Annotated in this window: 24 protein-coding genes; 8 read left to right on the forward strand and 16 right to left on the reverse strand. The window is 66.9% G+C overall.

What is annotated here, in order from left to right:
* The first annotated feature begins 18 nt into the window (after window positions 1-18).
* On the forward strand, window positions 19-1,326 hold the full coding sequence (locus tag ABIE19_RS09750; protein WP_354088978.1) for an FAD/NAD(P)-binding protein: 1,308 nt from the start codon (window positions 19-21) through the stop codon (window positions 1,324-1,326).
* On the opposite strand, the gene glmM is transcribed toward ABIE19_RS09750, so the two are convergent.
* On the reverse strand, window positions 1,323-2,672 hold the full coding sequence (gene glmM, locus ABIE19_RS09755; RefSeq protein ID WP_354088979.1) for a phosphoglucosamine mutase: 1,350 nt from the start codon (window positions 2,670-2,672) through the stop codon (window positions 1,323-1,325). The two genes, ABIE19_RS09750 and glmM, sit on opposite strands and share 4 nt — an antisense overlap.
* Before the next feature lie 189 nt (window positions 2,673-2,861).
* Here glmM and glmS point away from each other — a divergent pair, with 189 nt between their 5' ends.
* From glmS to ABIE19_RS09780, 5 genes are all read left to right on the forward strand, one after another.
* On the forward strand, window positions 2,862-4,676 hold the full coding sequence (gene glmS / locus ABIE19_RS09760; RefSeq protein WP_354088980.1) for a glutamine--fructose-6-phosphate transaminase (isomerizing): 1,815 nt from the start codon (window positions 2,862-2,864) through the stop codon (window positions 4,674-4,676).
* Between the two features lie 83 nt (window positions 4,677-4,759).
* Complete coding sequence (galU, locus tag ABIE19_RS09765) at window positions 4,760-5,638, forward strand: UTP--glucose-1-phosphate uridylyltransferase GalU (protein WP_354088981.1); 879 nt, start codon at window positions 4,760-4,762, stop codon at window positions 5,636-5,638.
* 8 nt (window positions 5,639-5,646) lie between these two features.
* Complete coding sequence (locus ABIE19_RS09770; protein WP_354088982.1) at window positions 5,647-6,078, forward strand: GNAT family N-acetyltransferase; 432 nt, start codon at window positions 5,647-5,649, stop codon at window positions 6,076-6,078.
* Between the two features lie 65 nt (window positions 6,079-6,143).
* Window positions 6,144-7,367 (forward strand): NAD-dependent epimerase/dehydratase family protein, encoded by a 1,224-nt coding sequence (locus ABIE19_RS09775; protein ID WP_354088983.1) that lies wholly within the window; start codon window positions 6,144-6,146, stop codon window positions 7,365-7,367.
* Window positions 7,368-7,377: 10 nt separating this feature from the next.
* Entirely contained in the window at window positions 7,378-8,268 is an 891-nt protein-coding gene (locus tag ABIE19_RS09780) for a Rossmann-fold NAD(P)-binding domain-containing protein (RefSeq protein ID WP_354088984.1), read from the forward strand.
* Between the two features lie 51 nt (window positions 8,269-8,319).
* On the opposite strand, the gene ABIE19_RS09785 is transcribed toward ABIE19_RS09780, so the two are convergent.
* From ABIE19_RS09785 to ABIE19_RS09845, 13 genes are all read right to left on the reverse strand, one after another.
* The gene (locus ABIE19_RS09785; protein ID WP_354088985.1) at window positions 8,320-8,940 is read right to left on the reverse strand and encodes an EipA family protein; all 621 of its coding nucleotides are present in this window, start codon (window positions 8,938-8,940) and stop codon (window positions 8,320-8,322) included.
* Window positions 8,941-9,162: 222 nt separating this feature from the next.
* Window positions 9,163-9,714, reverse strand: coding sequence for a TIGR00645 family protein (locus ABIE19_RS09790; RefSeq protein ID WP_354088986.1), 552 nt, complete (start codon window positions 9,712-9,714; stop codon window positions 9,163-9,165).
* A 1-nt stretch (window position 9,715) separates the two neighbouring features.
* Window positions 9,716-12,103: a phenylalanine--tRNA ligase subunit beta gene (gene pheT, locus ABIE19_RS09795; RefSeq protein ID WP_354088987.1), complete on the reverse strand. Its 2,388-nt coding sequence runs from the start codon at window positions 12,101-12,103 to the stop codon at window positions 9,716-9,718.
* On the reverse strand, window positions 12,100-12,516 hold the full coding sequence (locus ABIE19_RS09800) for a hypothetical protein (protein WP_354088988.1): 417 nt from the start codon (window positions 12,514-12,516) through the stop codon (window positions 12,100-12,102). Before ABIE19_RS09800 ends, pheT begins: the two co-directional genes overlap by 4 nt.
* 17 nt (window positions 12,517-12,533) lie before the next feature.
* Window positions 12,534-13,610, reverse strand: a complete 1,077-nt coding sequence (pheS, locus tag ABIE19_RS09805; RefSeq protein WP_354088989.1) for a phenylalanine--tRNA ligase subunit alpha — start codon at window positions 13,608-13,610, stop codon at window positions 12,534-12,536.
* 57 nt (window positions 13,611-13,667) lie between these two features.
* Window positions 13,668-13,871 (reverse strand): dodecin family protein, encoded by a 204-nt coding sequence (locus ABIE19_RS09810; protein WP_354088990.1) that lies wholly within the window; start codon window positions 13,869-13,871, stop codon window positions 13,668-13,670.
* A 181-nt stretch (window positions 13,872-14,052) separates the two neighbouring features.
* Entirely contained in the window at window positions 14,053-14,409 is a 357-nt protein-coding gene (gene rplT / locus ABIE19_RS09815; RefSeq protein ID WP_354088991.1) for a 50S ribosomal protein L20, read from the reverse strand.
* 109 nt (window positions 14,410-14,518) lie between these two features.
* Window positions 14,519-14,716, reverse strand: a complete 198-nt coding sequence (gene rpmI / locus ABIE19_RS09820) for a 50S ribosomal protein L35 (protein WP_003166435.1) — start codon at window positions 14,714-14,716, stop codon at window positions 14,519-14,521.
* 157 nt (window positions 14,717-14,873) lie between these two features.
* Window positions 14,874-16,142 carry an MFS transporter gene (locus ABIE19_RS09825; protein ID WP_354089236.1) on the reverse strand — a complete coding sequence of 423 codons (1,269 nt, stop codon included), beginning with the start codon at window positions 16,140-16,142 and terminating at the stop codon, window positions 14,874-14,876.
* A gap of 15 nt (window positions 16,143-16,157) precedes the next feature.
* Window positions 16,158-18,152: an alpha/beta hydrolase family protein gene (locus ABIE19_RS09830; RefSeq protein ID WP_354088992.1), complete on the reverse strand. Its 1,995-nt coding sequence runs from the start codon at window positions 18,150-18,152 to the stop codon at window positions 16,158-16,160.
* Window positions 18,153-18,282: 130 nt separating this feature from the next.
* The gene (infC, locus tag ABIE19_RS09835; RefSeq protein WP_354088993.1) at window positions 18,283-18,804 is read right to left on the reverse strand and encodes a translation initiation factor IF-3; all 522 of its coding nucleotides are present in this window, start codon (window positions 18,802-18,804) and stop codon (window positions 18,283-18,285) included.
* Window positions 18,805-18,929: 125 nt separating this feature from the next.
* A complete protein-coding gene (locus ABIE19_RS09840) occupies window positions 18,930-19,883 on the reverse strand; it encodes a glycosyltransferase family 9 protein (protein ID WP_354088994.1) in 954 nt (317 codons plus the stop codon).
* Window positions 19,880-20,863, reverse strand: coding sequence for a glycosyltransferase family 9 protein (locus ABIE19_RS09845; protein WP_354088995.1), 984 nt, complete (start codon window positions 20,861-20,863; stop codon window positions 19,880-19,882). The genes ABIE19_RS09840 and ABIE19_RS09845 overlap by 4 nt, the downstream gene beginning before the upstream one ends.
* A 71-nt stretch (window positions 20,864-20,934) precedes the next feature.
* Here ABIE19_RS09845 and ABIE19_RS09850 point away from each other — a divergent pair, with 71 nt between their 5' ends.
* Entirely contained in the window at window positions 20,935-21,675 is a 741-nt protein-coding gene (locus ABIE19_RS09850) for an alpha/beta fold hydrolase (RefSeq protein WP_354088996.1), read from the forward strand.
* A gap of 30 nt (window positions 21,676-21,705) precedes the next feature.
* Here the strand turns inward: ABIE19_RS09850 and hslU are convergent, their stop codons facing one another.
* Together hslU and hslV are read right to left on the reverse strand one after the other, a co-directional pair.
* A complete protein-coding gene (gene hslU, locus ABIE19_RS09855; RefSeq protein ID WP_354088997.1) occupies window positions 21,706-23,007 on the reverse strand; it encodes an ATP-dependent protease ATPase subunit HslU in 1,302 nt (433 codons plus the stop codon).
* Between the two features lie 107 nt (window positions 23,008-23,114).
* Window positions 23,115-23,687 carry an ATP-dependent protease subunit HslV gene (gene hslV, locus ABIE19_RS09860; protein WP_354088998.1) on the reverse strand — a complete coding sequence of 191 codons (573 nt, stop codon included), beginning with the start codon at window positions 23,685-23,687 and terminating at the stop codon, window positions 23,115-23,117.
* 131 nt (window positions 23,688-23,818) lie between these two features.
* Between hslV and ABIE19_RS09865 the strand changes: the two genes are divergently transcribed.
* Complete coding sequence (locus ABIE19_RS09865; protein ID WP_354088999.1) at window positions 23,819-24,229, forward strand: BLUF domain-containing protein; 411 nt, start codon at window positions 23,819-23,821, stop codon at window positions 24,227-24,229.
* Window positions 24,230-24,270: the final 41 nt, after the last annotated feature.

A 24,270-nucleotide genomic window follows, 5' to 3' on the forward strand; every position in this document is an offset into this window, starting at 1 on the left:
CTCGGGCGAGGTGAAGCGATGAACGACGCCGCCTCCTCCCTCCCCGTGGTCATCGTCGGCGGGGGTTTTTCTGGAGCCATGCTGGCCGCGCGGCTGGCCGAGCGAGGACAGATCTCGACCCTGATCGAGCGCGGCGACGCCTTCGGCCCGGGCGTCGCCTATTCCACCAGCAACGACGCCCATCGCCTGAACGTCCGCGCCGGACGGATGAGCGCCGTGGCCGACCGCCCTGCCGACTTCACCGACTGGCTGGCGACGCATCATCCCGATCAGGCGGACGCCAACGACTTCGCTCCGCGCCGTCTCTACGGCCTCTATGTCCGCTACCGGCTGAACAAGACCGAAGCGGCGCATCCCGGACTGATCCGTCGCGTGACCGGCGCCGTCATCGCCGTCGAAGGACGCTCCGCCATTCTGTCCACGGGCGAGCGGATCGAAGGCCGCGCCGTGGTCCTGGCCACCGGCAACCCTGCGCCGCGCACCACCTCGACCGGCGAAGACGGACGTATCATCGCCAACCCCTGGACGCCTGACGCCCTGACGCCCATCCGGCCCGACGACGACGTCCTGATCCTCGGCGCGGGACTGACCATGGTCGACGTTCTGCTGACGCTGTCCAGCCAGGGCTGGCGCGGCCGGGCGACGGCAGTGTCACGTCGCGGCCTGTTGCCTCGCGCCCACGGCCCGCATCACGACGCCCCCATCGACCTGCCGCCCGAGGCCCTGAACGGCCCCCTGTCCGCTCGTCTAGCCACAGTTCGCCGGCTGGCGACAGCGCACGGCTGGCGACGGGTCATGGAAGGCTATCGTCCCATCACGCTCGACCTGTGGGGCGCCGCGACCCAAGCCGAACGCGGCCGCTTCCTGCGTCATCTGCGGCCCTGGTGGGACGTTCACCGCCACCGCCTCGCCCCCGAGATCGCTGCCGAACTGGATCAACTTATCAAGGAAGACCGGCTCACGGTCCGCGCCGGACGCATCCGCAAGGTCACCCCCTCGGCCGACAGCGTCGCGGTGCATCTGACCGCAAACAACGCCGACCAGACCCTGTCCGCGCCCTGGCTGATCGACTGCACTGGTCCCGGCCATGACGCGGCGTCGACGCCGCTGACGGCCGCCCTCATCGCCGAGGGCCGCGCCCGCCTCGACCCGCTGAAGCTGGGCCTCGACCTGGATCAGACCGGTCGCGTCCGCTGCGCCGACGGAACGCCGGACCCGGACCTCTATGTCCTCGGCCCGCCCGCCCGCGCCGCCTTCTGGGAAACCATCGCCGTGCCCGACATCCGTCAGCGCATCGAGGCTCTGACGGACCTGCTGGCGGTCTAGCCCGCCGCCTTCACCGCCGCCGCCACATCGGCGACCACACGCTTGACCAAGGCCTCGTCGTCGCCCTCGGCCATGACGCGGATCAGCTTCTCGGTGCCAGACGGGCGCACCAGCAGGCGCCCCGAACCGCTCAAGGCGGCCTCGGCCTCGGCCATGGCCGCCTTGACCTTGTCGTCTTCCAGCGGCTTGCCGGCGGTGTAACGGACGTTCTGCAGCAGTTGCGGCACCGGCTCGAACTGACGCGCCAGTTCGCTCATCGGCACATCCTGCTCGACCAGGACAGCCAGCACCTGCAGAGCCGCCATCAGGCCGTCGCCGGTCGTGGCGTGGTCCTTCAGGATGATGTGACCCGATTGCTCGCCGCCGATGTTGAAGCCGCCCTCGCGCATCCGCTCCATGACGTAGCGATCGCCGACCTTGGTGCGCTCCAGCGTCAGGCCCTCGGCCTTCAGGCGGCGCTCCAGGCCCAGGTTGGACATGACGGTGGCGACCAGGCCCTTGCCGTTCAACCGACCGCGTTTGGCCCAGTCCAGGCCGATCAGGGCCATGATCTGGTCGCCGTCGATCACATGGCCCTTTTCGTCGCAGATGATGACCCGGTCGGCGTCGCCGTCCAGCGCAATGCCGATGTCGCAACGGTAGCGTTTCACCGCCTCCGACACCGTGGCCGGATGGGTGGAGCCGCAGTCGGCGTTGATGTTCAGGCCGTTCGGCTCGACCCCCACAGGGAAGACCTCGGCTCCCAGCTCATACAGAGTGGTCGGCGCCACGCGGTAGCCCGCGCCGTTGGCGCAGTCGATGGCGATGCGCAGGCCCTTCAGGCTGAGCCGCTTGGGGAAGGCCGACTTGGCGATCTCGATGTAGCGCGGCGGGGCGTCGTCGATGCGCTTGACCCGACCCAGCTTGTTGGCGGGGGCCAGATCCTGGTCCAGGCCCTCGTCCATCATGGCCTCGATCTTCAACTCGATCTCGTCCGACAGCTTGTAGCCGTCCGGCCCGAACAGCTTGATGCCGTTGTCCGCATAGTCGTTGTGCGAGGCCGAGATCATGATGCCCAGATCAGCGCGCATCGAGCGCGTCATCATGGCCACGCCCGGCGTCGGCAGGGGCCCGAAGGTCCGCACGTCCATGCCCACGCTGGCCAGCCCGGCGACAAGCGCAGGTTCGATCGTGTAGCCGGACAGACGGGTGTCCTTGCCGATCACCACCAGGTGCCGACGGTCGTCGTCGGTGCGGAACAGCTTGCCCGCCGCCAGACCCACCCGCAGGGCGACCTCGGCCGTCATCGGATGGGTGTTGGCCCGGCCGCGGATGCCGTCGGTGCCGAAGTATTTTCTCTCGCCCAAGGGCGTCGTCCTTCGCTGGCGGCCCCGTCGGGTTTGCAAAGAAACCTTCCGAAACCCATTTTTTGATGTCGCCGGGCCGATGATTTCCTAGATGCGAGGATCAAGGCGACAGGCTGAACCCTTTCGCTTACCCCATTTTCATCGCCGCGCGCAAAGCGTGACGCAGCCTTCCTCGATCGGAGCAGACCCATGTGCGGCATTATCGGCGTCACCGGAACCGGCCCCGTCGTCCCTCGCCTGATCGACAGCCTCAAGCGGTTGGAATACCGGGGCTATGACTCGGCCGGGATCGCCGTCCAGAGCGAGGGCGGCGTCGAACGCCGCCGCGCCAAAGGCAAGATTCGTGAGCTCGAAGCGGTTCTCGCCGCTGATCCGGTCGCCGGAACCGTCGGCGTTGGCCACACCCGCTGGGCCACTCACGGCGCCCCCACCACGGCCAACGCCCACCCGCACAAGGCCGGCCGCGTCTGCCTGGTCCACAACGGCATCATCGAGAACTTCGCCGAACTGAAGGCCGAACTGGAAGCCGAGGGCCGCGTCTTCGAGAGCCAGACCGACACCGAGGTCGTCGCCCATCTGCTGGACCACAAGCTGACGGCGGGTCTGGCCCCGCTGGACGCCTTCAAGGCCACGCTGGACCGGCTGACCGGCGCCTATGCCCTCGCCGTCCTGATCGAGGGCGAGAATGAACTGATCCTGGGCGCCCGTCGCGGCAGCCCCCTGGTCGTCGGCTGGGGCGAGGGCGAGATGTATCTGGGCTCGGACGCCCTGGCCGTCGGCCCCTTCACCCAGAAGATCTCCTATCTCGAGGAAGGCGACTACGTCGCCGTGACCCGCACCGGCGCGCACATGTTCGACGCCTCGGGCCGCCCAGCCGACCGCGCCGTGGTCCAGGTCTCCGCCTCGTCGGCCCTGGTCGAGAAGGGCGAGTACCGTCACTTCATGGAGAAGGAGATCCACGAGCAGCCCGACAGCGTTCAACATACCCTGTCGGAATACCTCGACCTCGTCTCAGGAAAGGCCAAGGTCCAGGCCGTGGACTTCGCCGCGATCGAACGCATCCAGATCATCGCCTGCGGCACCGCCTTCTACGCCGGCCAGATCGGCAAATACGCCTTCGAACGCTATGCGGGTCTGCCCTGCGACGTCGAGATCGCCTCGGAGTTCCGTTATCGCCATCCGGCCGTGACCAAGGGAACCCTGGCCGTCGCCGTCAGCCAGTCGGGCGAGACCGCCGACACCCTGGCCGGCCTGACATGGTGCAAGGCCCAGGGGCTGAAGACCGCCGCCGTGGTCAATGTCCACTCTTCATCGATGGCGCGCGAAGCTGAAGTCCTGTGGCCGACCCATGCCGGGCCGGAGATCGGCGTCGCCTCGACCAAGGCCTTCACGGCCCAGGTCGCCGCCCTGTTGTCGCTGGCCGTGGCTGCGGGCGTGGCGCGCGGCCGGATCGACGCCGCCCAGGAGACCGAATTGGTCAAGGCCCTGTTCGAGGCGCCGCGCCTGATCTCAGAAGCCCTGCAGATGGACGCCGGCATCCACGCCCTGACCCTCGACCTGGCCAAGGCCCGCGACGTTCTGTTCCTGGGGCGCGGCTCCATGTTCCCCCTGGCCATGGAAGGCGCGCTGAAGCTGAAGGAGATCAGCTACATTCACGCTGAAGGCTACGCCGCCGGCGAACTGAAGCACGGCCCCATCGCCCTGATCGACGAGGCGACCCCGACGGTGGCCCTGGCTCCACTGGACGACATCTTCGAAAAGACCGCCTCCAACCTGCAGGAAGTCGCCGCGCGCGGCGGACCCGTCATCATGATCGCCCCGGAAAAGGCGCCCGACCCGCATGGCGCAGGCATTCGCCGCGTCAGCGCCCCGGACTGCCCTGCCCTGATCGCCCCCCTGGTCTACGCCGTTCCCGTGCAGCTCCTGGCCTATTACACCGCCGTCCAGAAGGGGACGGACGTGGACCAGCCGCGCAACCTGGCCAAGTCGGTGACGGTGGAATAGTCGTCCCAAATCGGCTGCGGGGCGTTTGGAGGCTTGACCAATTGCGCCTATGACGGGCGTCCCAAGCCTGATCAGGACGATCCATGACGACCCCTCCCGCCCGCCTGCGCAAGGCGGTCCTGCCCGTGGCCGGCCTCGGCACGCGCGTGCTGCCCGGCACCAAGACGACGCCCAAGGAACTTCTGAACGTCGTCGACCGGCCCATCCTCTCCTACATCGTAGAAGAGGCGCGTGAGGCGGGGATCGAACACATCGTCTTCGTCACCGGTCGCGCCAAGCAGGCGATCGAGGATTATTTCGATCACCAGATCGAGCTGGAAGCCCAGCTTCTGGCCAAGGGCAAGACCGAGATTCTGGAGATCATGAACGCCGAACTGGCAGAGGCCGGCGAGATGAGCTTCACCCGCCAGATGCAGCCCAAAGGTCTGGGCCACGCCGTCTGGTGCGCCCGCGACATCATCGGCCACGAGCCCTTCGCCGTCATCCTGCCCGACGTGATCGTGGACTCCCAACCCGGCGCCCTGAAGCAGTTGGCGGACCTCTACGCCGAGGTCGGCGGCAACGTCATCGGCGTGGAAGCCGTGCCGGAATCCGAAACCCACAAGTACGGCATCATCGACCCTGCCGCCCATGAGGGCCGCCGGTTCGCCATGAAGGGCATGGTCGAAAAGCCCCCCCAGGGCACAGCCCCCTCCAACATGTCCATCTCGGGCCGCTATATCCTGCAGCCGGAGATCTTCGACATCCTGGAGAACCAGACGCCTGGCGCCGGCGGAGAGATTCAGTTGACCGACGCCATGGGCCGCCTGATGCAGAGCCAGGCCTTCACCGCCTATGAATACGAAGGCGTGACCCATGACTGCGGCGACAAGATCGGCCTGCTGCGCGCCAATGTCGCCCTGGCGTTGAAGCGGCCGGACCTGAAGGGCGCCGCGCGCGCGGCCCTGCAAAGCCTGCTGTGATACGGCCGTTGACGCCGGAGGACGCGCCCGCCCTGACCGCCGTCTGGCGACGCGCGGTGGAGGCGACGCACGACTTCCTGACGCCGAAAGCCATCGACGACATCGAGAAGGACGTGGCCGCCTGGCTGTCCAGCGGCGATCCAGGTCTGTGGGCCTTCGAGGAGGGCGGAAGGCCCGTCGCCTTCCTGGGCCTTTCCGGGGATGAACTGGCCGCCCTGTTCGTCGACCCGGCCCTGCATCGCGCCGGCGTGGGACGACAACTGGTCGATCATGCTGTTGAACGGGGCGCACGCCGTTTGAGCGTCAACCAGGCCAATCCCGGCGCCCTCGCCTTCTATGAGCGGATGGGCTTCCACGCCGTGGGGAGAGCCGAAACCGACGACGCAGGGCGACCCTATCCCCTGATCCTGATGGCGCTTTCGTCGCAGGACCGTCCCTGACGGCGACGCTTTCACCGACCTTCGTCATCGGCTAGCAAACGAGACGGACCATACGGACTTCGACCATGCGCGTGATCATCCTCGGCGGCGACGGCTTTTGCGGCTGGCCCACGGCCCTGCACCTGTCGGCGCGAGGCTGGGATGTGCTGATCGTCGACAACCTGAGCCGCCGCAACATCGACAATGAGTTGGAGGTCCAGTCCCTGACGCCGATCCGGCCCATGGGTGAACGCCTGTCCGCCTGGAAGGCGGTTTCCGGTCGGACCGTCGACTTCGTCAACATGACGGTCGGCCAGGAGTTCGACCGCCTGGTCGCCCTGATCCGCGACTGGAAACCCGACAGCGTCGTCCATTTCGCAGAACAGCGCGCGGCCCCCTATTCGATGAAGTCGGCGCGGCACAAGCTCTACACCGTCGACAACAACCTGAACGCCACCCACCACCTGTTGGCGGCCATCGTCGAGAGCGGACGGGACGTCCACCTGGCTCATCTTGGGACCATGGGCGTCTATGGCTACACCACGGCGGGCCTGCGCATCCCGGAAGGCTATCTGAAGGTCACGGTCGATACCGACCACGGTCCGACCGAGCAGGAGATCCTGTTCCCGCCCAACCCGGGCAGCATCTATCACATGACCAAGACCCAGGACGCCCTGCTGTTCCAGTTCTACGCTCGGAACGACAGCCTTCGGATCACCGACCTGCATCAGGGCATCGTCTGGGGTTGCCAGACCGAAGAGACCAGGCAGGACGAACGCCTGATCAACCGCTTCGACTATGACGGCGACTACGGCACGGTGCTGAACCGCTTCCTGATCCAGGCGGCCGTGGGCCACCCCCTGACCGTTCACGGGGCCGGCGGCCAGACGCGGGCCTTCATTCACATCCAGGACACCGTGCGCTGCGTCGAACTGGCGCTGAAGAATCCGCCCTTGCGCGGCGAACGGGTCAAGATCCTGAACCAGATGACCGAAAGCCGACGGGTTCGCGACCTGGCTCGGATGGTCGCCGACATGACGGGGGCCGAGGTCCGCAACGTCCCCAATCCGCGCCAGGAGGCGGACGAAAACGAACTGGTCGTCGCCAATGAGCAGTTCCGCGCCTTGGGCCTGAACCCAGTCACCCTAGCCGAAGGCCTGATGGCCGATGTAACCGACATCGCGCGCCGCTACGCCGATCGGGTCGATCACGCGCGCATCCCTTGCGTCTCCAGTTGGAACGAGGCGCGGGCCGAAGCGCTGTCGCCTTCAGACGCTGAGCCGCCGTCCGCCGTCGTCCGCATCGCCTGACTGAATCATCATGACCGATCCCGCCTCCCGCTCCCCCTCGCTTCTGGTCTTCGGCGGCGGCTATCTGGGGTTCGAGGCGGCGCGTGAAGCGATCCGACGCGGCGGCCGCGCCTTCGCCACGTCGCGAAGCGCGGAGCGACGCACAGAGATGGCGACTGCGGGCGTCGTCGCTCTCGATCCGACCGACCCCGATGCCCTGACCGCGGCGGTCGCCCAGGCCGACGCCATACTCGTCACGGCCCAACCGGACGCCGCCGGCTGCCCCGGATTGAAGGCGCTGATCCCGGCGATCACGGCCTCGGCCGCCTATCCCGACTGGATCGGCTACGTCTCCCTGACCGCCGTCTATGGCGATCGCGCGGGCGGCTGGGCCTTCGAGGACGATGAATTGAACGCCGCCAGCCTGGAGGGCGCGCGGCGCGTGAGAGCGGAACGCGACTGGCTGGACGCCGGACGCGGCATGGGCCTGACCGTCCAGATATTCCGCCTGCCCGCCCTCTATGGGCCCGGGCGATCCCCATTGCAGAAACTGCGGGACGGCGGCGCGCGTCTGGTGCGCAAGCCGGGCCAGGTCTTCAACCGCATCCACGTCGAGGACGCCGTGTCCGGCTTCTTCGCCTCCATGGCCCGCCCTCACCCGGGACGCGCCTACACCCTGGCCGACGACGAACCGGCGCCGGCCGATGTGGTGTTGGAATGGACGGCGGCTCGTCTGGGACTGCCCAAGCCGCCCGAAGTCGATCTGGACGACCCATCCGTGTCCGACGCCATGCGGCGCTTCTATAACGACTCCAAGCGTCTATCGAACGCCCGCGCCAAGGGGGAACTGGGCTGGCGGCCAAAGTATCCGACCTGGCGAGAAGGGATCGAATCCCTTCTCAAGTCATCACCCCAGCCATAATCGTCACAAGGCGCCCACCAACGCTAGCGGACCTATCTGCGCCCCTTCGCCTCAGAACGGCAGCAGGTTGCGCTGGCGGCTGTAGCTCATGGTGCCGACGTTGGCGCCCAGGCGCAGGCCGACGCCGGTGCGGATCGGAGCCAGGACGATGCCGTCGGCGCGTTGATAGTTCACGCCCAGGCCGGCGATCAGATAGGCCGACCCTTCGACGCCTGGATAGCGGCGATAGAGCATGTCGGGGTGATAGAGGCCGTAGACCAGGGTAAAGACCCGGCTGGCGTTGCCGCCCACGTCCCAACCGATGGACAGGCCCTGCCAGAAGACTTCCTGGGAAGCCGACAGGTCCTTCATATGCAGGGCGCCGCGACCATAGCGCACGCCCACGGCGGCGGCGCCCGCCGCTTCCTCACCGGCGATATAGGCGGTCGGGCGATCGCCCTGTTCGGCGAAGATGCGTTCGATGGCCGACCCCATGGTTTCGGCGGCTATGCCCATCTCGCGCGAACCGGCGGCCACCAGTTCGTCGAAGGTATAGGCCTGGGCCGTCTGGTCCGAGGCGATGGGATAGGCGGGATCGACCGGCTGGCGCGTGGCGCAGGCGCCCAGGCCGACAGGCAAGGCGCCGGCGGCGGCGAGACCAAGGCTGGTGCGGATCAGTTGGCGGCGATGCATGATCGAGACTCCGGGCAGAGGACGGTCCGCCCGGCGTCGCGGGCTTGGACTACCGTCCCTGTCTTTTACGGCAGCCTTGCGGCTTTAAGGTTAACCGAACCTTGCTTCGACGGCCTATCCGCCCAGAACCGGTCTCAAACCCCCGCGAGGGCGTTGCCCCTCAGCAGGCGTCAGAAACGACAGACCCAAGAAAAAAGCCGGAGCTGTCGCTCCGGCTTCGCCCTAGTGCTTGTCGGTCTTGGCGGCGATCCAATCCATCAGAGCCAGCAGAACGCCAGAGGCCACGAAGGTCAGGTGGATGATCACCGCCCACATCAGGGCCGCCTGATCCAGCGGATAGCCGGGCTTGCCGATGTTCATGAAGCTCTTGAGCAGATAGATGGCCGAGATCGCCACGATGGAGGCGATCAGCTTCATCTTCAGACCTGAAAAGTCCACCGACCCCATCCAAGGCGGCCGGTCCACATGGTTCTCGTCCAGATCCAGCTTGGAGACGAAGTTCTCGTAGCCGGAATAGAGGACGATCAGCAGCAGATTGCCCGCCAGGGACAGGTCCACCAGGCTGAGGATGGCCAGGATGGCGCCGTCCGAGCCCATATGGCCTTCGCCGATGATGAAGGCCTGGGGCAGGTAATAGATCAGCTCACGGACAAAGACGACGAGCAGCATCACCAGGGCCAGAACCAGGCCCAGATAGAAGGGCGCCATCAGCCAGCGGGCGCGGAACAGGTTCCGCTCGAAGGCCGTCTCGGCCCAGGGCTTCTTGTCCGTCATCTCAGGCCCTCAGGGTCGCGCCGAGCTTGGTCGCCGCAGCGATCACCTTGGTCGTCAGGGCTTCGATCTCCGCATCGGTCAGGGTAGCGGCCCGCGGCTGGATATCCACCTCGATCGCGACTGACTTCTGGCCTTCGGGCACGCCCTGTCCGCGGTAGACGTCAAAGACGCGCACCTCGGCGATCAAGGTCTTGTCCGCCCCGGCCACGGCGCGGGTCAGGTCGCCGACCGCCTTGGCCTCATCCATCAGGAAGGCGAAGTCGCGGCTCAGCGGCATCAGGTTGGGCAGGTCGGCGGCGCCCCGCGCCTTCGACCTGCCGCGCGGTTCCGGCACGGCGTCCAGAACGATCTCGAAGGCCAGCATGGGACCGTCGGAGTCCAGAGCCTTGAGCACCCGCGGATGCAGGGCGCCGAACTCGACCATGACGTTCTTGGGTCCCAGTTGCAGGCGCGCCGAACGGCCCGGATGCCACCAGTCGCGGTTTTGCCCCTGCACGAGTTGCAGGGAGGCGACCGGCGCGCCGATCTCCTCCAGCAGGGCGAACAGGTCGCCCTTGAGCTCAAAGAGAGGATCTTCGCCCGTCCCGCCCCAGTGACGGTCGGGATGCGACGCGAGCAGACCCGTGATCGTCGTCCGCTGGCCGGTCGGCTGATCGTCCAGATAGACGGGTCCGACTTCGAACAGGGCCGCATCGGCATGGCCTCGGGCGGCGTTGCGGGCCGCCGCCTGAATCAGGTTCGGCAAGGCCGAGGGCCGCATGCAGTCCAGATCGGCCGCGATCGGGTTCTCCAGCACCAGACGCTCGTCGCCGCCGCCGAAGAGGGCGGCCGTCGACTGCTTGGTGAAGGACCAGGTCACGGCCTCGGCATAGCCCAGAGCCGCCAGCGCCCGCCGCGCCGTACGGACGCGAGCCTGACGCGGGTTGAGCACGCCGCCGGGCGCGCGGGCGACCTCGGGCAGGGGCGCGTGCGGCAGGGCGGCGAAGCCCTCAATGCGAGCGACCTCCTCGACCAGGTCGGCCGGACCTTCGACGTCGCGACGCCATGACGGCGGCGTCGCCGACCAGGTCGAGCCGCGCATCACCGTGAAGCCCAGGGCGAACAGGATTTCAAAGATGCGATCGTCCGACAGGCTGAGACCCGACAGGCGCTTTACATAGGCAGGATCAAAGGCGAAGGCCTCCGGCGCAGCCGGCGCCTGTCCCGCAATCGTGACATCGGACGCTTCGCCGCCGCACAGTTCGAGAATCAGCTGGGTCGCCAACTCCACGCCGGGAACCACGGAGGCCGTATCGACGCCGCGCGCGAAACGGTACTGAGCGTCCGAACTGATGTTCAGCGCCCGACCGGTCTGGGCCGTCGCGATCGGATCGAACCAGGCGCTTTCGACAAAGACGTCCGTGGTGTCGTCGGAACACCCCGTGCTTTCGCCGCCCATGACGCCGCCCAGGCCGATGACGCGCGCGCCGCCGTCGTCGGAGATGACGCAATCGCTTGCGGTCGGGCTGTAGGTCTTGCCGTCCAGGGCCAGAAGCGGCTCATCCCCGCGACCGCCGCGCACCACGATCTCGGCGCCCGACAGCCTGGCAAGGTCATAGACGTGCAGGGGACGCGCCCGATCATAGGCGATCAGGTTGGTGATATCGACCAGACGGTTGATCGAACGCAGGCCTATGGCCGTCAGACGCTGCTGCAGCCATTCCGGCGAAGGTCCGTTCCGGACACCTCGGATCACCCGCCCGGCGAAGACGGGGCAGAGCTCGGGCGTCTCGATCCGCACCGTGACCGGGCAGGCGAAGCTTCCCGTCGTCGGATTGATCGTCGGCGTCGTCAGACGACCCAGACCCGTCGCGGCCAGATCGCGGGCGATGCCCGCCACGCCCAGCCAGTCGGGCCGGTTCGGCGTCACCTCGAAGTCGATCACCGGCTCGGCGCCGAAGACCCCGGCGGCCGGCGTCCCGACCTGCAGCTCGTCGCTCAGTTCCAGGATGCCGTCGCTGTCGTCCGCCAGCTCCAGTTCGGCGCCCGAGCAAAGCATGCCGTTGGAGATCACGCCGCGCACCGGCTTCTCGACCAGGGTCACGCCCAGGCCCGGCACATAGGCGCCGATGGGAGCGTAGATGGTGGTCAGACCGGCTCGCGCATTGGGCGCGCCGCAGACGATCTCCTTCATCCCGTCGACGGTCTCGACCTGGCAGACCTGAAGACGATCGGCGTTCGGATGACGCTCGGCCGAAATGATCCGCGCCACGGTAAAGGGCGCCAGGCCGGCGATGGGGTCGTGGACGTCCTCGACCTCCAGACCCGCCATGGTCATGGCTTCGGCGACCTGATCGACCTCGGCGGTCGTGTCGAGGTGTTCCTTCAGCCAGGAAAGCGTGAACTTCATTGTGCGGTCCCGGACTGCGGAGCAGCCAGCGCCTGCGCCATATTGTCGAGGAAGGCGGGCGAACCGGTGAACCCGACGCCGAGGAAGCGACAGTTGATGAACTGGCAGTTCTTGAACGGGATGGGCCCTGTCACGCGCTGCGCGCCCTGGGGCGCCAGCATCAGATTGCGCGGGTCGCCATGGGCGTCGCCCATGTTGCAGCCGTCGAAATTGCAGCCCTCGACCGGCAGAAGAACCGCCGGACCTTCGATCAGGCAGTTTTCGAAGCGGCGGTTCTCGACGATCATGGAACCGGCGCGCGCCGTCTCCATGAAGAGCTGCGGCAGCCAGACGCTCTTGTTCACATAGTCAGGGCCTGGGCCCAGCAGTTCCAGGGTGATCGGTTCGGCGGCGGCGTTGGTCGCGTCGGTCATGATGTCGCTCTTGAAAATCAGCTGAGGCCGCTGGCCGGGTTCGGCGCGGCGAAGGCGGAGAAGCCGTAGTGCGCCAGCCAGCGCGTATCGGCCTCGAACATGGGGCGAAGGTCGGAAATCCCGTACTTCAGCATGGCCAGGCGATCGACGCCCATGCCGAAGGCGAAGCCCTGATACTCGTCAGGGTCGATGCCGCAGTTGCGCAGCACGTTCGGGTGAACCATGCCGCAGCCGAGAATCTCCAGCCAGTCCTCGCCCTCGTTCAGGGTCAGCTTGCCGCCCGAACGGTCGCAGCGGATGTCCATCTCGGCCGAGGGCTCGGTGAAGGGGAAATGGTGCGGGCGGAAGCGGGCGTTGACGTCGTCCAGCTCGAAGAAGCGGGCGATGAAGGTCTCCAGCGTCGTCTTCAGATGGCCCATGTGGATGTCGCGGTCGATCACCAGACCTTCGATCTGGTGGAACATCGGCGTGTGGGTGGCGTCGGAATCCTTGCGGAAGGTGCGGCCTGGCGCGACGATCCGGATCGGCGGCTTCTGCGTCATCATCGTCCGCACCTGCACCGGGCTGGTGTGGGTGCGCAGCACCTTGCGCTCGCCCGTTTCCGGATCAGGCTTCAGGAAGAAGGTGTCGTGCATTTCCCGCGCCGGGTGCTTGGGCGGGAAGTTCAGGGCCGTGAAATTGTGGAAGTCGTCCTCGATGTCCGGCCCCTCGGCCACGGCGAAGCCCATCTCGGCGAAGAGGGCGATCATCTCGTCCATGACCTGCATGGTCGGATGCACCCCGCCCTTGCGACGCGGGCGGCTGGGCAGAGTCAGGTCGATCCGTTCGGCCAGCAGGCGGGCGTCCAGCTCGGCGGCCTCAAGCTCGGCCTTCTTTGCAGCGATGGCGGCGCTGACGCGGTCGCGCAGGCCGTTGATGATCGGCCCCTGTTCGCGACGTTCGTCAGGGCTCAACGCCCCCATGCCCTTGAGGAGGGCCGAGACGGTTCCTGTCTTGCCGAGGGCGGCGACGCGCACCTCCTCGATCGCGGCGACGCTTTGCGCCGTCCCGATGGCGTTGATCAGGTCGAGTTCCAGTTGGGCGAGATCGGTCATGGTCCGCAGCGTCTAGCCCGACACGGCCCTCAGGCAAAGCCTTCAGCGTCGATCAGCCTAGTCGGCCAGGATGAAACTGATCTTCATGTTGACCCGGTACTCGGCGATCCTGCCGTCGCGGACGACCACCTTCTGATCCTGGATCCAGGCGCCTTCGACATGACGCAGGGTCTTGTCGGCGCGGGCGATCCCCTGGGCGATGGCGTCGTCGAAGCTGACGGTGGACGACGCGGTGATTTCGGTGACGCGAGCGATGGACATCGGCGAAGCCTCCTGAACCGCCGGGTCGCCAATCGAACCGGCGGTCGAATCCCAACGCTCGATCCGGCGAAAAGGTCAGGCCCGACCATGAAAAACGCCCGCCCCGAGAACGGGACGGGCGTTGTTTCTTGCACTAGCGCTCAGCTCGCGGAGCCTCGCTGCTTGAGCGCAGTCGCGTGACTTAGGCGGCCAAAGCGGCGCGGACCTTGTCGGCGATGGCCTTGAAGCCGGCTTCATCGGCGGCGATCGAAGCCAGGACCTTGCGGTCCAGGACGATGCCGGCCTTGTCCAGGCCGTGGATGAACTGCGAGTAGGTGAAGCCTTCGATGCGGGCCGCGGCGTTGATGCGCTGGATCCACAGGGCGCGGAACGAACGCTTCTTGTTGCGACGGTCGCGGTAGGCGTACTGGCCGGCGCGATCGACGGCGGCCTTGGCGGTGCGGATGGTGTTCTTGCGGCGGCCGTAGAAGCCCTTGGCCTGCTTCAGAACCTTCTTGTGCTTGGCGTGGGACGTAACGCCCCGAGTAACGCGAGCCATTTTGTATTTCCCTTCGGGAAGCCTCTAACGTTCGCCGCGCGGCGGCTCACTGCTTCAGAGGCTTAAGTTCAAATTCAGATGCGTGGAGAGATCAGTCTGCGTGCGCCGATCAGGCGTACGGCATGTAGGACTTGATCTTCTTGGCGTCGGCGTCGGCCATGACCGAAGTGCCGCGGTTCTGGCGGATGTACTTCGAGTTGTGGCTGATCAGACGGTGGCGCTTGCCGGCGACGCCGGCCTTGACCTTGCCCGTGGCCGTGAATTTGAAGCGCTTCTTGGCGCCCGACTTCGTCTTCAACTTCGGCATTTTCACTCTCTCTATCTTAAGTGGGCTACCGTCCTTCGGACTGCTTGAGCCCAAAGTTCGGCGCTTGAACGTCCCGCCCAGGCATGCCTGTTCGCCCGGCGGTCCGGTACGCGAAGGCGCGGCTTCTACGCCAAACGCCCGCGTGAAGCAAGCAGAGTCATGCGGCCGCCCGACGCCTTGCAGCCCGTCCGGCGTTGACCGCCATGATCGCCGCCGGGATCGTCAGCATCGCTCCGACCAGGAAGGGCCAGTCCGGTCCGAGGCCCGAATAGAGCAGGCCCGCCACGATAGGACCGAAGATGCGCGCCACCGAACCCGCGGCCATGTTCAGCCCCAGCATGGTGCCCTGACGATCGGGCGGCGCCGAACGACTGATCATGGCCGCGATATTGGGCATGGCCAGGGACATGCCGCAGGCGCCGATCGCCATGATGACGGGAATGATCCACCCCTGGCTGATCGGCAGGCGGAACAGCCCCAGATCAAGGACGAAGCCCGGGAACCAGGCGACAGGCGCCAGGGTCTGCATCACCAGCGAGGCGCCGAACAGAAGCATGCCGATCGCCAGCACCCGCGCCTCGCCGAAGCGCCGCGCCAGCCGCCCGGCGAAGATTCCCTGGTTCAGCGCCGACACCAGGCCCACGATCATGAAGCTGAGCCCAACCTCGCGCGCGGTCCAGGCGTAGCGATGCTCGGCCCACAGGCCGAAGGCGCTCTCCATGGCCGAAAAGCCCGCCAGATAGATCAGACTGACCATCAGGACTCGCGAGATCACCTGGTCCGCCTGCGCCGCCTTGAGGCCTGAGAGGAAGGCGGGACGCGGCGTCGCCGGATCGGCCTTCATCCGGCTTTCCTTCAGGAAGAAGAAGACGCCCAGGGCCGCCAGAGCCGCCACGGCCGAGGCGACGAAGATCGGCAGTTGATAGCCCACATGGCCGAGTTGCGGCTGAGCCAGCAAGCCGCCCGCCCCAGGTCCGACGATGAAGCCCAGGCCGAAGGCCGCGCCGATCAATCCCATCCTCCCGGCCCGGCGTTCAGGCGGCGTGACGTCCGCGATATAGCCCTGGACCGTCGAGATATTGCCCGCCCCCAGGCCGGTGAACAGCCGCACCAGCACCGCCGCCCAGATATTGGGAGCGAAGGCCAGAAGCAGGTAGCCGACCATGTTGGCGACCAGGGTGATCAGAAGAACGGGCTTGCGCCCGATCCGGTCCGACAACCGCCCCCAGAAGGGCTCGGCGAAGAACTGACCCAGGGAGTAGGCCGAGAACAGCAGGGTGATCTGCCACGGCTCGGCCTGGAGGCTTCGGGCGAAGAAAGGCAGCAGGGGCACCACCAGGCCGAACCCGACCAGGTTGATGAAGACCACGACGAAGAGGACCGCCAAGGTCGGCGTTCGGGCTTGCGGCGCGGCGGGCGAGGACATGGTCATGTCGTCGCCTTAGCGCGACGTTGCACCGCCGGAAAGCATCATGGCCGCTCCGCCTTCAACAGGCGGATTGTGAGCCTCCAGAAAGCGCACCGTCTCACGCAGCATCCACCGACGCGTATCGGCGCGCGACATCCAATGATCTTCCCCTGGCAATTCGATCATCTCGACCGGCTTGCCGGCGCGCCGCATGGCCTCGGCCATAAAGCGGCTTTGCTCGATCGGAACAACGGTGTCGTCCTTGCCGTGGATCAGCAGCAGCGGGCTATCGACCGCACTGGCCAGCATGGCGGGGGAAAGCGCGTCCAGACTTCTGTCGTTCAACCTGGCGGCGCCCATGAACCGATTCCAGTAGCGAACTGTCGGACTGTTCCGCTCGCCGTCCAGATAGGCTTCCCGATTGACCATGCGGCGCAGATCGGAAACGCCGCTGACAGAGACCCCGCAGCGATAGACGCCCTTGTCGAGCGTCAACCCCGCCATCGCCGCATAGCCGCCGTAGCTGGCGCCGACGATACAGACCCGGGCGGGATCCACGATCCCTTCCGCGACCAGCCAGCGGACGCCGTCGGACAGGTCCGTCTGCATCTTGCGGCCCCACTCGCCGTAACCGGCCTCAAGAAAAGCGCGGCCATACCCGAGGGAGCCTCGGAAATTCGCCTGAAGCACCGCATAGCCACGCGACGCCATGGCCTGCGCCCAATAGTCGAAACCCGCCACGTCGCGTGACGCCGGCCCGCCGTGGGCAAGAACCACCAGAGGCAAGTTCGTCGGTTCATCGGCGCCCGGCGGCAAGGTCAGATAGCCGTGGATATCCAAACCGTCCGCAGCCGAATAACGGATGGGACGAACCTCCCCGACCTGTGCTTCAGGAATAGACGGGTAGGCGTCGCCGACCACATTCGCCACGCCGGCGTCGAAGTCGACCAGATGGTAGACGCCGGATTCCCTCGTGTCGCTGAAGACCACCGCCGACTTCAGATCGTCGCTCCAGGACACCAGGCGAAGCGCCTTGCCCGGAAAGGCTCTTTCGACGCCTCGCCACCGTCGCCCCGCCTCCACGTCAAAGAAGTCATAGCGGACGCCCTCCGCCTCGATGTTTCCGCTCCCGATCAACAAACCGGTTCGCGGATGATGGAACAGGAAGTCGGGATGTCGCTTGAACGGCAGGCGGCTCCATTCCCCTGTGTCCACGTTCACTTCGAACAACAGGAAGCCCGTCTCGGATTCGACGTCGTCCGCCGTCAGGTCGGGGCGTTCCGCATTGACGATGATCGTGCGCGGCGTGCGTCCCAGTCCACGGAAGGAAGGCCTGTCCAAAAGAGCGTCGACCGCCCAAGCTTCACGAAACCCCCTTCCATCCGGCAGACGCAGAGACCATCGCCCGCTACGTTCGGCATATCGTGAAACGGCGATCACCGCGCCTTCACCGTCCAGGACATAGTCGTCAGCGTCCCGATCCATGGTCTCCGCCAAGCGTCCGCGCCCCGTACTCAGGTCGATCCGGTAGAGATCGATCCGACCCGTGACGACATTGACGCCGCGTGCGAGGGCGATCTCGCCCCGAGACGTCCTGCGGACCTCCACGCCTCCATAGGGCGACGCCAGCACGTCCGGCGTCCGACTGAGAACCTGGGCGAGGGTCTTCGTCTCCAAGTCCAGGATCATTCCGTAGAAAAGCTCGGAACGCGGCACCCCCAGGTCAGGAATGCTCTGCGTCTGGGATGAAACGATCAGGACATGCCGATCCCCGATCCAGCGCAGGTCGCGCACCTTCGCGTCGCCTATCGATGCGGTGAACAGATGCTCGCCCGTCTTCACCCGTGTGACGGCCAGGGCGCGGACTTCGTCCACGACCACGATCCGGGCGATCAGTTCGCCGCTGGGCGACAATTCCATATTGTCGATGGCTGGAGACGCGCCATAGGCCTCGATCGACGGCGCTTCCGCCTTGCTCGCACCCGCCGTCCCCATGGCCAGGACGACTGCAAACACAGTCGCCGCCATTCGCAATCCCGACATCACGCTCCAGAACGCCGATCTTTCAAATGCGCCGAAATCCAGCATGCCCATCAGCCACGGGCAAGAAAAAAGCCCCGGCTTTCACCGGGGCTTTTCAGTGCGGATTCAAATGCGATCAGCGCGGGGCCAGGATCATGATCATCTGGCGGCCTTCCATACGCGGGGCGTATTCGACCTTGGCGACTTCGTCGAAGTCGGCCTGAACCTTGTTGAGCAGCTTCATGCCCAGTTCCGGGTGCGCCATTTCACGACCGCGGAAACGCAGGGTCACCTTGACCTTGTCGCCCTCGTCGAAGAAGCGGTGCATCGCCTTGGCCTTCACCTCATAATCATGGGTGTCGATGTTCGGGCGGAGCTTGATTTCCTTGAGCTCGACGATCTTCTGACGCTTGCGCGCCTCAGCCTTCTTCTTCTGCTCCTGGAAACGATGCTTGCCGTAATCCAGGATCTTGCAGACCGGCGTCTCGGCGTTGGCGACGATCTGGACCAGATCCAGACCGGCTTCCTCGGCGGCTTCCAGCGCGGCGGACAGCGGCATCACGCCCTGCTTTTCGCCGTTCTGATCGATCAGCAGAACGCGGGTGGCGCGGATTTCCTGGTTGATGGGCGGCCCGTCCTTCACGGGCGGCGCTTGCATGGGACGGCGAATGGGCGTCGTTTCCTTATGTGGTCAGATGACAGGCGAAATTTCACGCCGCGATAGGCGCGCGACTGGGCGCTCCGTCTCCGGCGGCGGGAATATGACGATAGAAGGCCCTGAATTCAAGGCTGGTCGGGGTTTGCGCCGCCGATGAAGGCGTCATGGAGCGCCAGGACGCTCTCGAACACGCGTTCGACCGTCAGGTCGGTGATGGGCCGGAACTCGCCACGCGTCGGGCTGGATGCCAGAACCCGCCCCTTCGCCCCCCAGGGCGCCTTGTGCCACCACTCGCTTGGACCGAACAGGCCGAGCGTCGGCGTTCCGGTCGCCGCCGCGACGTGCATCAGGCCGGAATCATTGCCGACGAACAGGGCGGATCGGGCGATGGCCGCCGCCGAGGCCAGGATGTCCCCACGTCCGACGCAGTCGATCCCCCGCTCGCCCGCCGCCGCCAGGGCCGGCGCGGCCGCGGGCTGATCGCCCGGCCCGCCGACCAGCATGAAGCGCCAACCGTCGAAACGCGGTTCGGCTTTCAGCCTTTCAACCAGGACGCCCCAGCGCTCCGCCGGCCAACTACGATCCGCCGCCGTGGAAATCGGGGCCAGGGCCAGAACCGGCGCGGAGTGGTCGCCGATGACCGCCGCCGCTTCCGACCGAGCCTGGTCGTCGAGGAAGATTTCCGGCTCCATCGTCCGCTCGGCCTTCATCATGCGTGAGAAGGTCTCGACCTTGGCCAGGCCCGTCTCCCAGGAGCGGTTGTAGATGCGGCGTTCGCCGGTGCGCAGCAGATAGGCCAGGCCCGAGCCGCGCACGTCGACCGTCATGGCCCAGCGGGTTCCGACCGTGGCCCGCCACAGGGCGCGCCAGTGACCGGCGGCCTTCTGCTTGCGCCAGGGAATGACCTTGATCACGCCGGGCGCCGCGCGGAACAGGGCCGCCGCCGTCGGCCCGCAGGCCACGGTGATCTCCGCGCCCGGAACCTGGCGGCCGATCTCGCGGATCGCGCCAGAGGACATGACGCAGTCGCCGATCCGGTCGGAGGTGACGAACAGGACCTGGGGCGCGCCGTCACTCATGCCCCCGCCTCCGCCCCGATGAAGGCGTCGTGCAGATCGAGGGTGGCGGCGAAGACGGCTTCGACGGTCAGATCCTCGATGGGCGCGAACTCGCCGCGCGTCTGGTTCGAGGCCACGGTGCGGGTGCGCGGGCCGCGCGGGCCGTAGAGCCACCATTCCGTCGGACCGAACAGGCCCAGCGTCGGCGTTCCCGCGGCGGCGGCCACGTGCATCAGGCCGGAATCATTGCCGACGAACAGGGCGGCGCGGCGGATGGCGGCGGCCGAGGCCAGGATGTCGCCCTTGCCCACGAAGTCGATCCCGCGCTCTCCCGCGGCGGCCAGGGCCGGCGCCGCGGGCGGATGATCCCCAGGCCCGCCCACCAGCATGAAGCGCCAACCGTCGAAGCGGGGCTCGGCCTTCAGCATCTCGACCAGGGCGCCCCAGCGATCGGCCGGCCAGCTCTTGCCCTTCTGGTGGGCGATGGGGGCCAGGGCGATGACGGGACCGGGTCCGGCTCCGCCGGCCAGTTGCGGGTCGATGACGGCGGCCGCCTCGGCCTGGGCGCGATCATCGATGTAGAGTTCGGGCTCCAGGGAATGCGGCGCCTGCATCAGGCGCGACACCACCTCGACCTTGGGGACGCCCGTCTCCCAGCCGCGGTTGTAGATGCGCCGCGTCCCAGCGCGAACCAGCCACCCCAGGGCCGAGCCGCGCGTGTCGATGACCACGTCCCAAGGCTGTTTCACGACCTCGGCCCACAGGCGGAACCAGTGCGAGGCCCACTTCCCCTTGTTGACGACGATGATCCGCTCGACGCCGGGCGCCGAGCGGAAGAAGGGGGCCGGCGGGCCGCCGGCGGCGACAGTGATCCGGGCGTTCGGCCACTGGCGATTGATCTCGCGCACGATGCCCGAGGCGATGACGCTGTCGCCGATGCGGTTTGGGCTGACGAACAGCACCCGAGCGCCGGACGCGGATGCTTGCTGGTTGTCGGACACGCGGATCAGCCTTCACTTCCCTGAGGTTTTTTCGTTACCAGTCCGGGGAGCGTTGCGCGAGAGAGGAAGCCATGTCCGACATCCAGACCCTGAACCGCCCCGACGGCGAGACCCTGGCCTTCAAGGCGATCAAGGGCGACGGCCCCACGGTCATCTGGATCGGCGGCTTCCGCTCGGACATGGAGGGGACCAAGGCCCTGGCCCTGGATGTCGCCGCCCGCGAACGCGGCTGGAGCTATGTCCGCTACGACCACTTCGCCCACGGCGCCTCCTCCGGCGACTGGAAGCAGGCGACCATCGGTCGTTGGCGCGAGGACGCCGTCGCCCTGATCGACAGCCTCGACGGTCCCGTCATTCCGGTCGGCTCGTCCATGGGCGGCTGGGCGGCCCTGCTGGCGACCCTGGCGCGACCGGAGCGGGTGAAGGGCCTGGTCCTGGTCAACCCGGCCCAGGACTTCACCGAAAAGCTGATGTGGCCGGGGCTGGCCGATCACGAGCGCCAAGCCATCCTGCGCGAAGGCGAGACGGTCATCACGGAGGAGGGACTGGGGTCCTACGTCCTGACGCAGCGAATGTTCGAGGAGGCCCGCGACTGGCTGCTGCTGGACGGCCGGATCGAGATCACGGCGCCGGTCCATGTGCTGCAGGGCCGCGCCGACGATGTTGTACCGTGGCGTCATCAGGTCGAACTAGCCGAACGCCTGACCGGCGGCGACCTGCGCCTCGACCTGATCGAGGGCGGCGACCACCGGCTGTCGAGCCCCGCCGATCTGGAGCGATTGGTCGAGGCGGTGGAGGCGATGCGGGGCTGACCCGCACCGCCATGACAACGGATCAGGCCGTCACAGGATGAACCGGCTCAGGTCGACGTTCTTGGCCAGGTCGCCGACCTTCTCGCGCACCTTGTCGCCGTCGAAGGTCAGGGTCTGGCCCGACAGGTCCGAGGCCTTGAAACTGGTCTCCTCCAGCACCCGTTCCATCACCGTCTGAAGACGACGCGCGCCGATGTTCTCGACGGTGGAGTTGGCGGCCACGGCGGCGTCGGCCATGGCCTCGACGGCGTCGTCGGTGAAGACCAGGGTCACGCCTTCCGTTTCCAGCAGGGCCTGATTCTGACGGATCAGATTGGCCTCGGGCTCGGTCAGGATGCGCTTGAAGTCGTCGCGGGTCAGGGCCTTCAGTTCGACCCGGATCGGCAGGCGGCCCTGAAGTTCGGGCAGCAAATCCGACGGCTTGGCGACGTGGAAGGCGCCCGAAGCGATGAACAGGACGTGGTCGGTCTTCACCGGCCCGTACTTGGTCGAAACCGTCGTGCCCTCGATCAGGGGCAGCAGGTCGCGCTGCACGCCTTCGCGCGACACGTCGGCGCCAGAGGCGCCCTGACGCGCCGCCACCTTGTCGATCTCGTCCAGGAAAACGATGCCCTCGTTTTCGGCCAGCAGCAGGGCCTCCTTGGTCAGGCTTTCCTGATCCAGCAGCTTGTCGCTCTCTTCCGTCACCAGTGGCGCCAGGGCCTCGCGGACGGTCAGCTTGACCGTCTTGGTGCGACCGCCGCCCATCTTGCCCAGCATCTCCGACAGGTTCAGCAGGCCGACGTTGCCGCCGCCCGGCATGTCCAGCCCCTGCAGCGGCGAGGCCGTATCGGCCAGGGCGATCTCGATCTCCTTGTCGTCCAACTCGCCGGCGCGCAGCTTCTTGCGGAAGGCCTCGCGCGTGGCGGGCTGCGAGCCTGCGCCCACCAGGGCGTCCAGGATACGCTCCTCGGCCTGCCCCTCGGCGCGGGCCTTGACGTCCGCGCGGCGCTTGTCGCGGACCATGACCAGGGCGCTCTCGACCAGGTCACGCATGATCTGATCGACATCGCGGCCGACGTAGCCGACCTCGGTGAACTTGGTCGCCTCGACCTTGAGGAAGGGCGAACCCGCCAGACGCGCCAGGCGCCGCGCGATCTCGGTCTTGCCCACGCCCGTCGGGCCGATCATCAGGATGTTCTTGGGCGTGACTTCGTCGCGCAGGTCGTCGGGCACGCGCTTGCGGCGCCAACGGTTGCGCAAAGCCACGGCCACGGCGCGCTTGGCGTCGTCCTGGCCGACGATGTAGCGGTCCAGCTCGGAAACGATTTCACGGGGAGACAGGTCGGTCATGATTTTAGTGGCGAGTGGCGAGTGATGAGTGGCGAGAAAGGGAGGAAGGCAGGCGGAGCGGTAGAACAGCAGGCGCGGCGGCGAAACCCGGACGGCCTCGCCACTCGTCACTCACCACTCGCCACTCCCAAGCTTTCGATAGTCAGGTTGCCGTTGGTGTAGACGCAGATGTCGGCGGCGATCTTCATGGCCTTGCGGGCGATCTGCTCGGCGTCCAGTTCGGTGTTCTCGTCGATCAGGGCGCGAGCGGCGGCCAGGGCGTAGTTGCCGCCCGAGCCGACGGCGGCCACGCCGTATTCCGGCTCCAGCACATCGCCGACCCCCGTCACCGTCAGGACGGTGTCCTTGTCGGCGACCAGCAGCATGGCCTCAAGACGGCGCAGGTAGCGGTCGGTGCGCCAGTCCTTGGCCAGTTCGACACAGGCGCGGGCCAACTGGTCCGGATACTGTTCCAGCTTGGCTTCCAGCCTCTCGATCAGGGTCAGGGCGTCAGCCGTGGCCCCGGCGAAGCCGGCCAGCACCTTGCCGCCCGCCAGGGTGCGCACCTTGCGCGCCGCGCCCTTGACGATGGTCGGCCCCATGGAGACCTGACCGTCGCCGGCGATGACGGTGCGGCCGTTCTTGCGCACCGCCAGGATGGTGGTGCCGTGCCAGTCAGGGAAGTTGGAACTCTGGGTCATGGCGGAGCAGATGGCGAGGAAACGCCGCCCTCGCAAGGCGTCGCCGCGCCGCAGCCCTGCGAAGAAATGAATTGTAAACTTCAACCATGACAGATGGCCGCCAGTTGCGTCGTCTTCAGTTCGAGTACCCAGTGCCCCTTCATCGCGCCCTCTACGTCAGCGACGCCGTCGGGGAGGCTGCGACCAGCCTGCTTGATCTCGCGGAGATTCTCGGCGCCTCGGAGCGCAACAACCGCCGCGACGGCCTGACCGGGGTTCTGATGCGCGACAACGGCTGTTTCCTACAGGCGATCGAAGGGCGTCGCGCCGAGGTGGATCAGTTGATGGATCGACTGCGCGCCGACCCTCGTCATGAAAACCTGCGCCTGCTCTCGGACCAGAGCGCGTCGGCCCGCCTCTTTCCACAATGGCCGATGACCCTGGTTGCGACGACGCCCGCGACGGTGCGTCTGCTGAACGGGAACAGGCTGAACCAGCTGAGTCACGACCGGGCTGAAAGACTGCTCGCCAAGGCGGTCGAGACTCTGAAGCCGGTGGTCTAGCCGCCGCCGCTTCCGGCCTGACGCGCCCGAGCGACTGCGCT

The sequence above is a fragment of the Brevundimonas faecalis genome (assembly GCF_040549405.1).
GTDB classification, from domain to species: domain Bacteria; phylum Pseudomonadota; class Alphaproteobacteria; order Caulobacterales; family Caulobacteraceae; genus Brevundimonas; species Brevundimonas faecalis.

Coding starts and splice junctions, on each gene's coding strand:
- ABIE19_RS09750 (WP_354088978.1), top strand. CDS start 19: ATGAACGACGCCGCCTCCTCCCTCCCCGTGGTCATCGTCGGCGGGGGT.
- glmS (WP_354088980.1), top strand. CDS start 2,862: ATGTGCGGCATTATCGGCGTCACCGGAACCGGCCCCGTCGTCCCTCGC.
- galU (WP_354088981.1), top strand. CDS start 4,760: ATGACGACCCCTCCCGCCCGCCTGCGCAAGGCGGTCCTGCCCGTGGCC.
- ABIE19_RS09775 (WP_354088983.1), top strand. CDS start 6,144: ATGCGCGTGATCATCCTCGGCGGCGACGGCTTTTGCGGCTGGCCCACG.
- ABIE19_RS09780 (WP_354088984.1), top strand. CDS start 7,378: ATGACCGATCCCGCCTCCCGCTCCCCCTCGCTTCTGGTCTTCGGCGGC.
- ABIE19_RS09785 (WP_354088985.1), bottom strand. CDS start 8,940: ATGCATCGCCGCCAACTGATCCGCACCAGCCTTGGTCTCGCCGCCGCC.
- ABIE19_RS09790 (WP_354088986.1), bottom strand. CDS start 9,714: ATGACGGACAAGAAGCCCTGGGCCGAGACGGCCTTCGAGCGGAACCTG.
- pheT (WP_354088987.1), bottom strand. CDS start 12,103: ATGAAGTTCACGCTTTCCTGGCTGAAGGAACACCTCGACACGACCGCC.
- ABIE19_RS09800 (WP_354088988.1), bottom strand. CDS start 12,516: ATGACCGACGCGACCAACGCCGCCGCCGAACCGATCACCCTGGAACTG.
- pheS (WP_354088989.1), bottom strand. CDS start 13,610: ATGACCGATCTCGCCCAACTGGAACTCGACCTGATCAACGCCATCGGG.
- ABIE19_RS09810 (WP_354088990.1), bottom strand. CDS start 13,871: ATGTCCATCGCTCGCGTCACCGAAATCACCGCGTCGTCCACCGTCAGC.
- rplT (WP_354088991.1), bottom strand. CDS start 14,409: ATGGCTCGCGTTACTCGGGGCGTTACGTCCCACGCCAAGCACAAGAAG.
- rpmI (WP_003166435.1), bottom strand. CDS start 14,716: ATGCCGAAGTTGAAGACGAAGTCGGGCGCCAAGAAGCGCTTCAAATTC.
- ABIE19_RS09825 (WP_354089236.1), bottom strand. CDS start 16,142: ATGTCCTCGCCCGCCGCGCCGCAAGCCCGAACGCCGACCTTGGCGGTC.
- ABIE19_RS09830 (WP_354088992.1), bottom strand. CDS start 18,152: ATGGCGGCGACTGTGTTTGCAGTCGTCCTGGCCATGGGGACGGCGGGT.
- infC (WP_354088993.1), bottom strand. CDS start 18,804: ATGCAAGCGCCGCCCGTGAAGGACGGGCCGCCCATCAACCAGGAAATC.
- ABIE19_RS09840 (WP_354088994.1), bottom strand. CDS start 19,883: ATGAGTGACGGCGCGCCCCAGGTCCTGTTCGTCACCTCCGACCGGATC.
- ABIE19_RS09850 (WP_354088996.1), top strand. CDS start 20,935: ATGTCCGACATCCAGACCCTGAACCGCCCCGACGGCGAGACCCTGGCC.
- hslU (WP_354088997.1), bottom strand. CDS start 23,007: ATGACCGACCTGTCTCCCCGTGAAATCGTTTCCGAGCTGGACCGCTAC.
- hslV (WP_354088998.1), bottom strand. CDS start 23,687: ATGACCCAGAGTTCCAACTTCCCTGACTGGCACGGCACCACCATCCTG.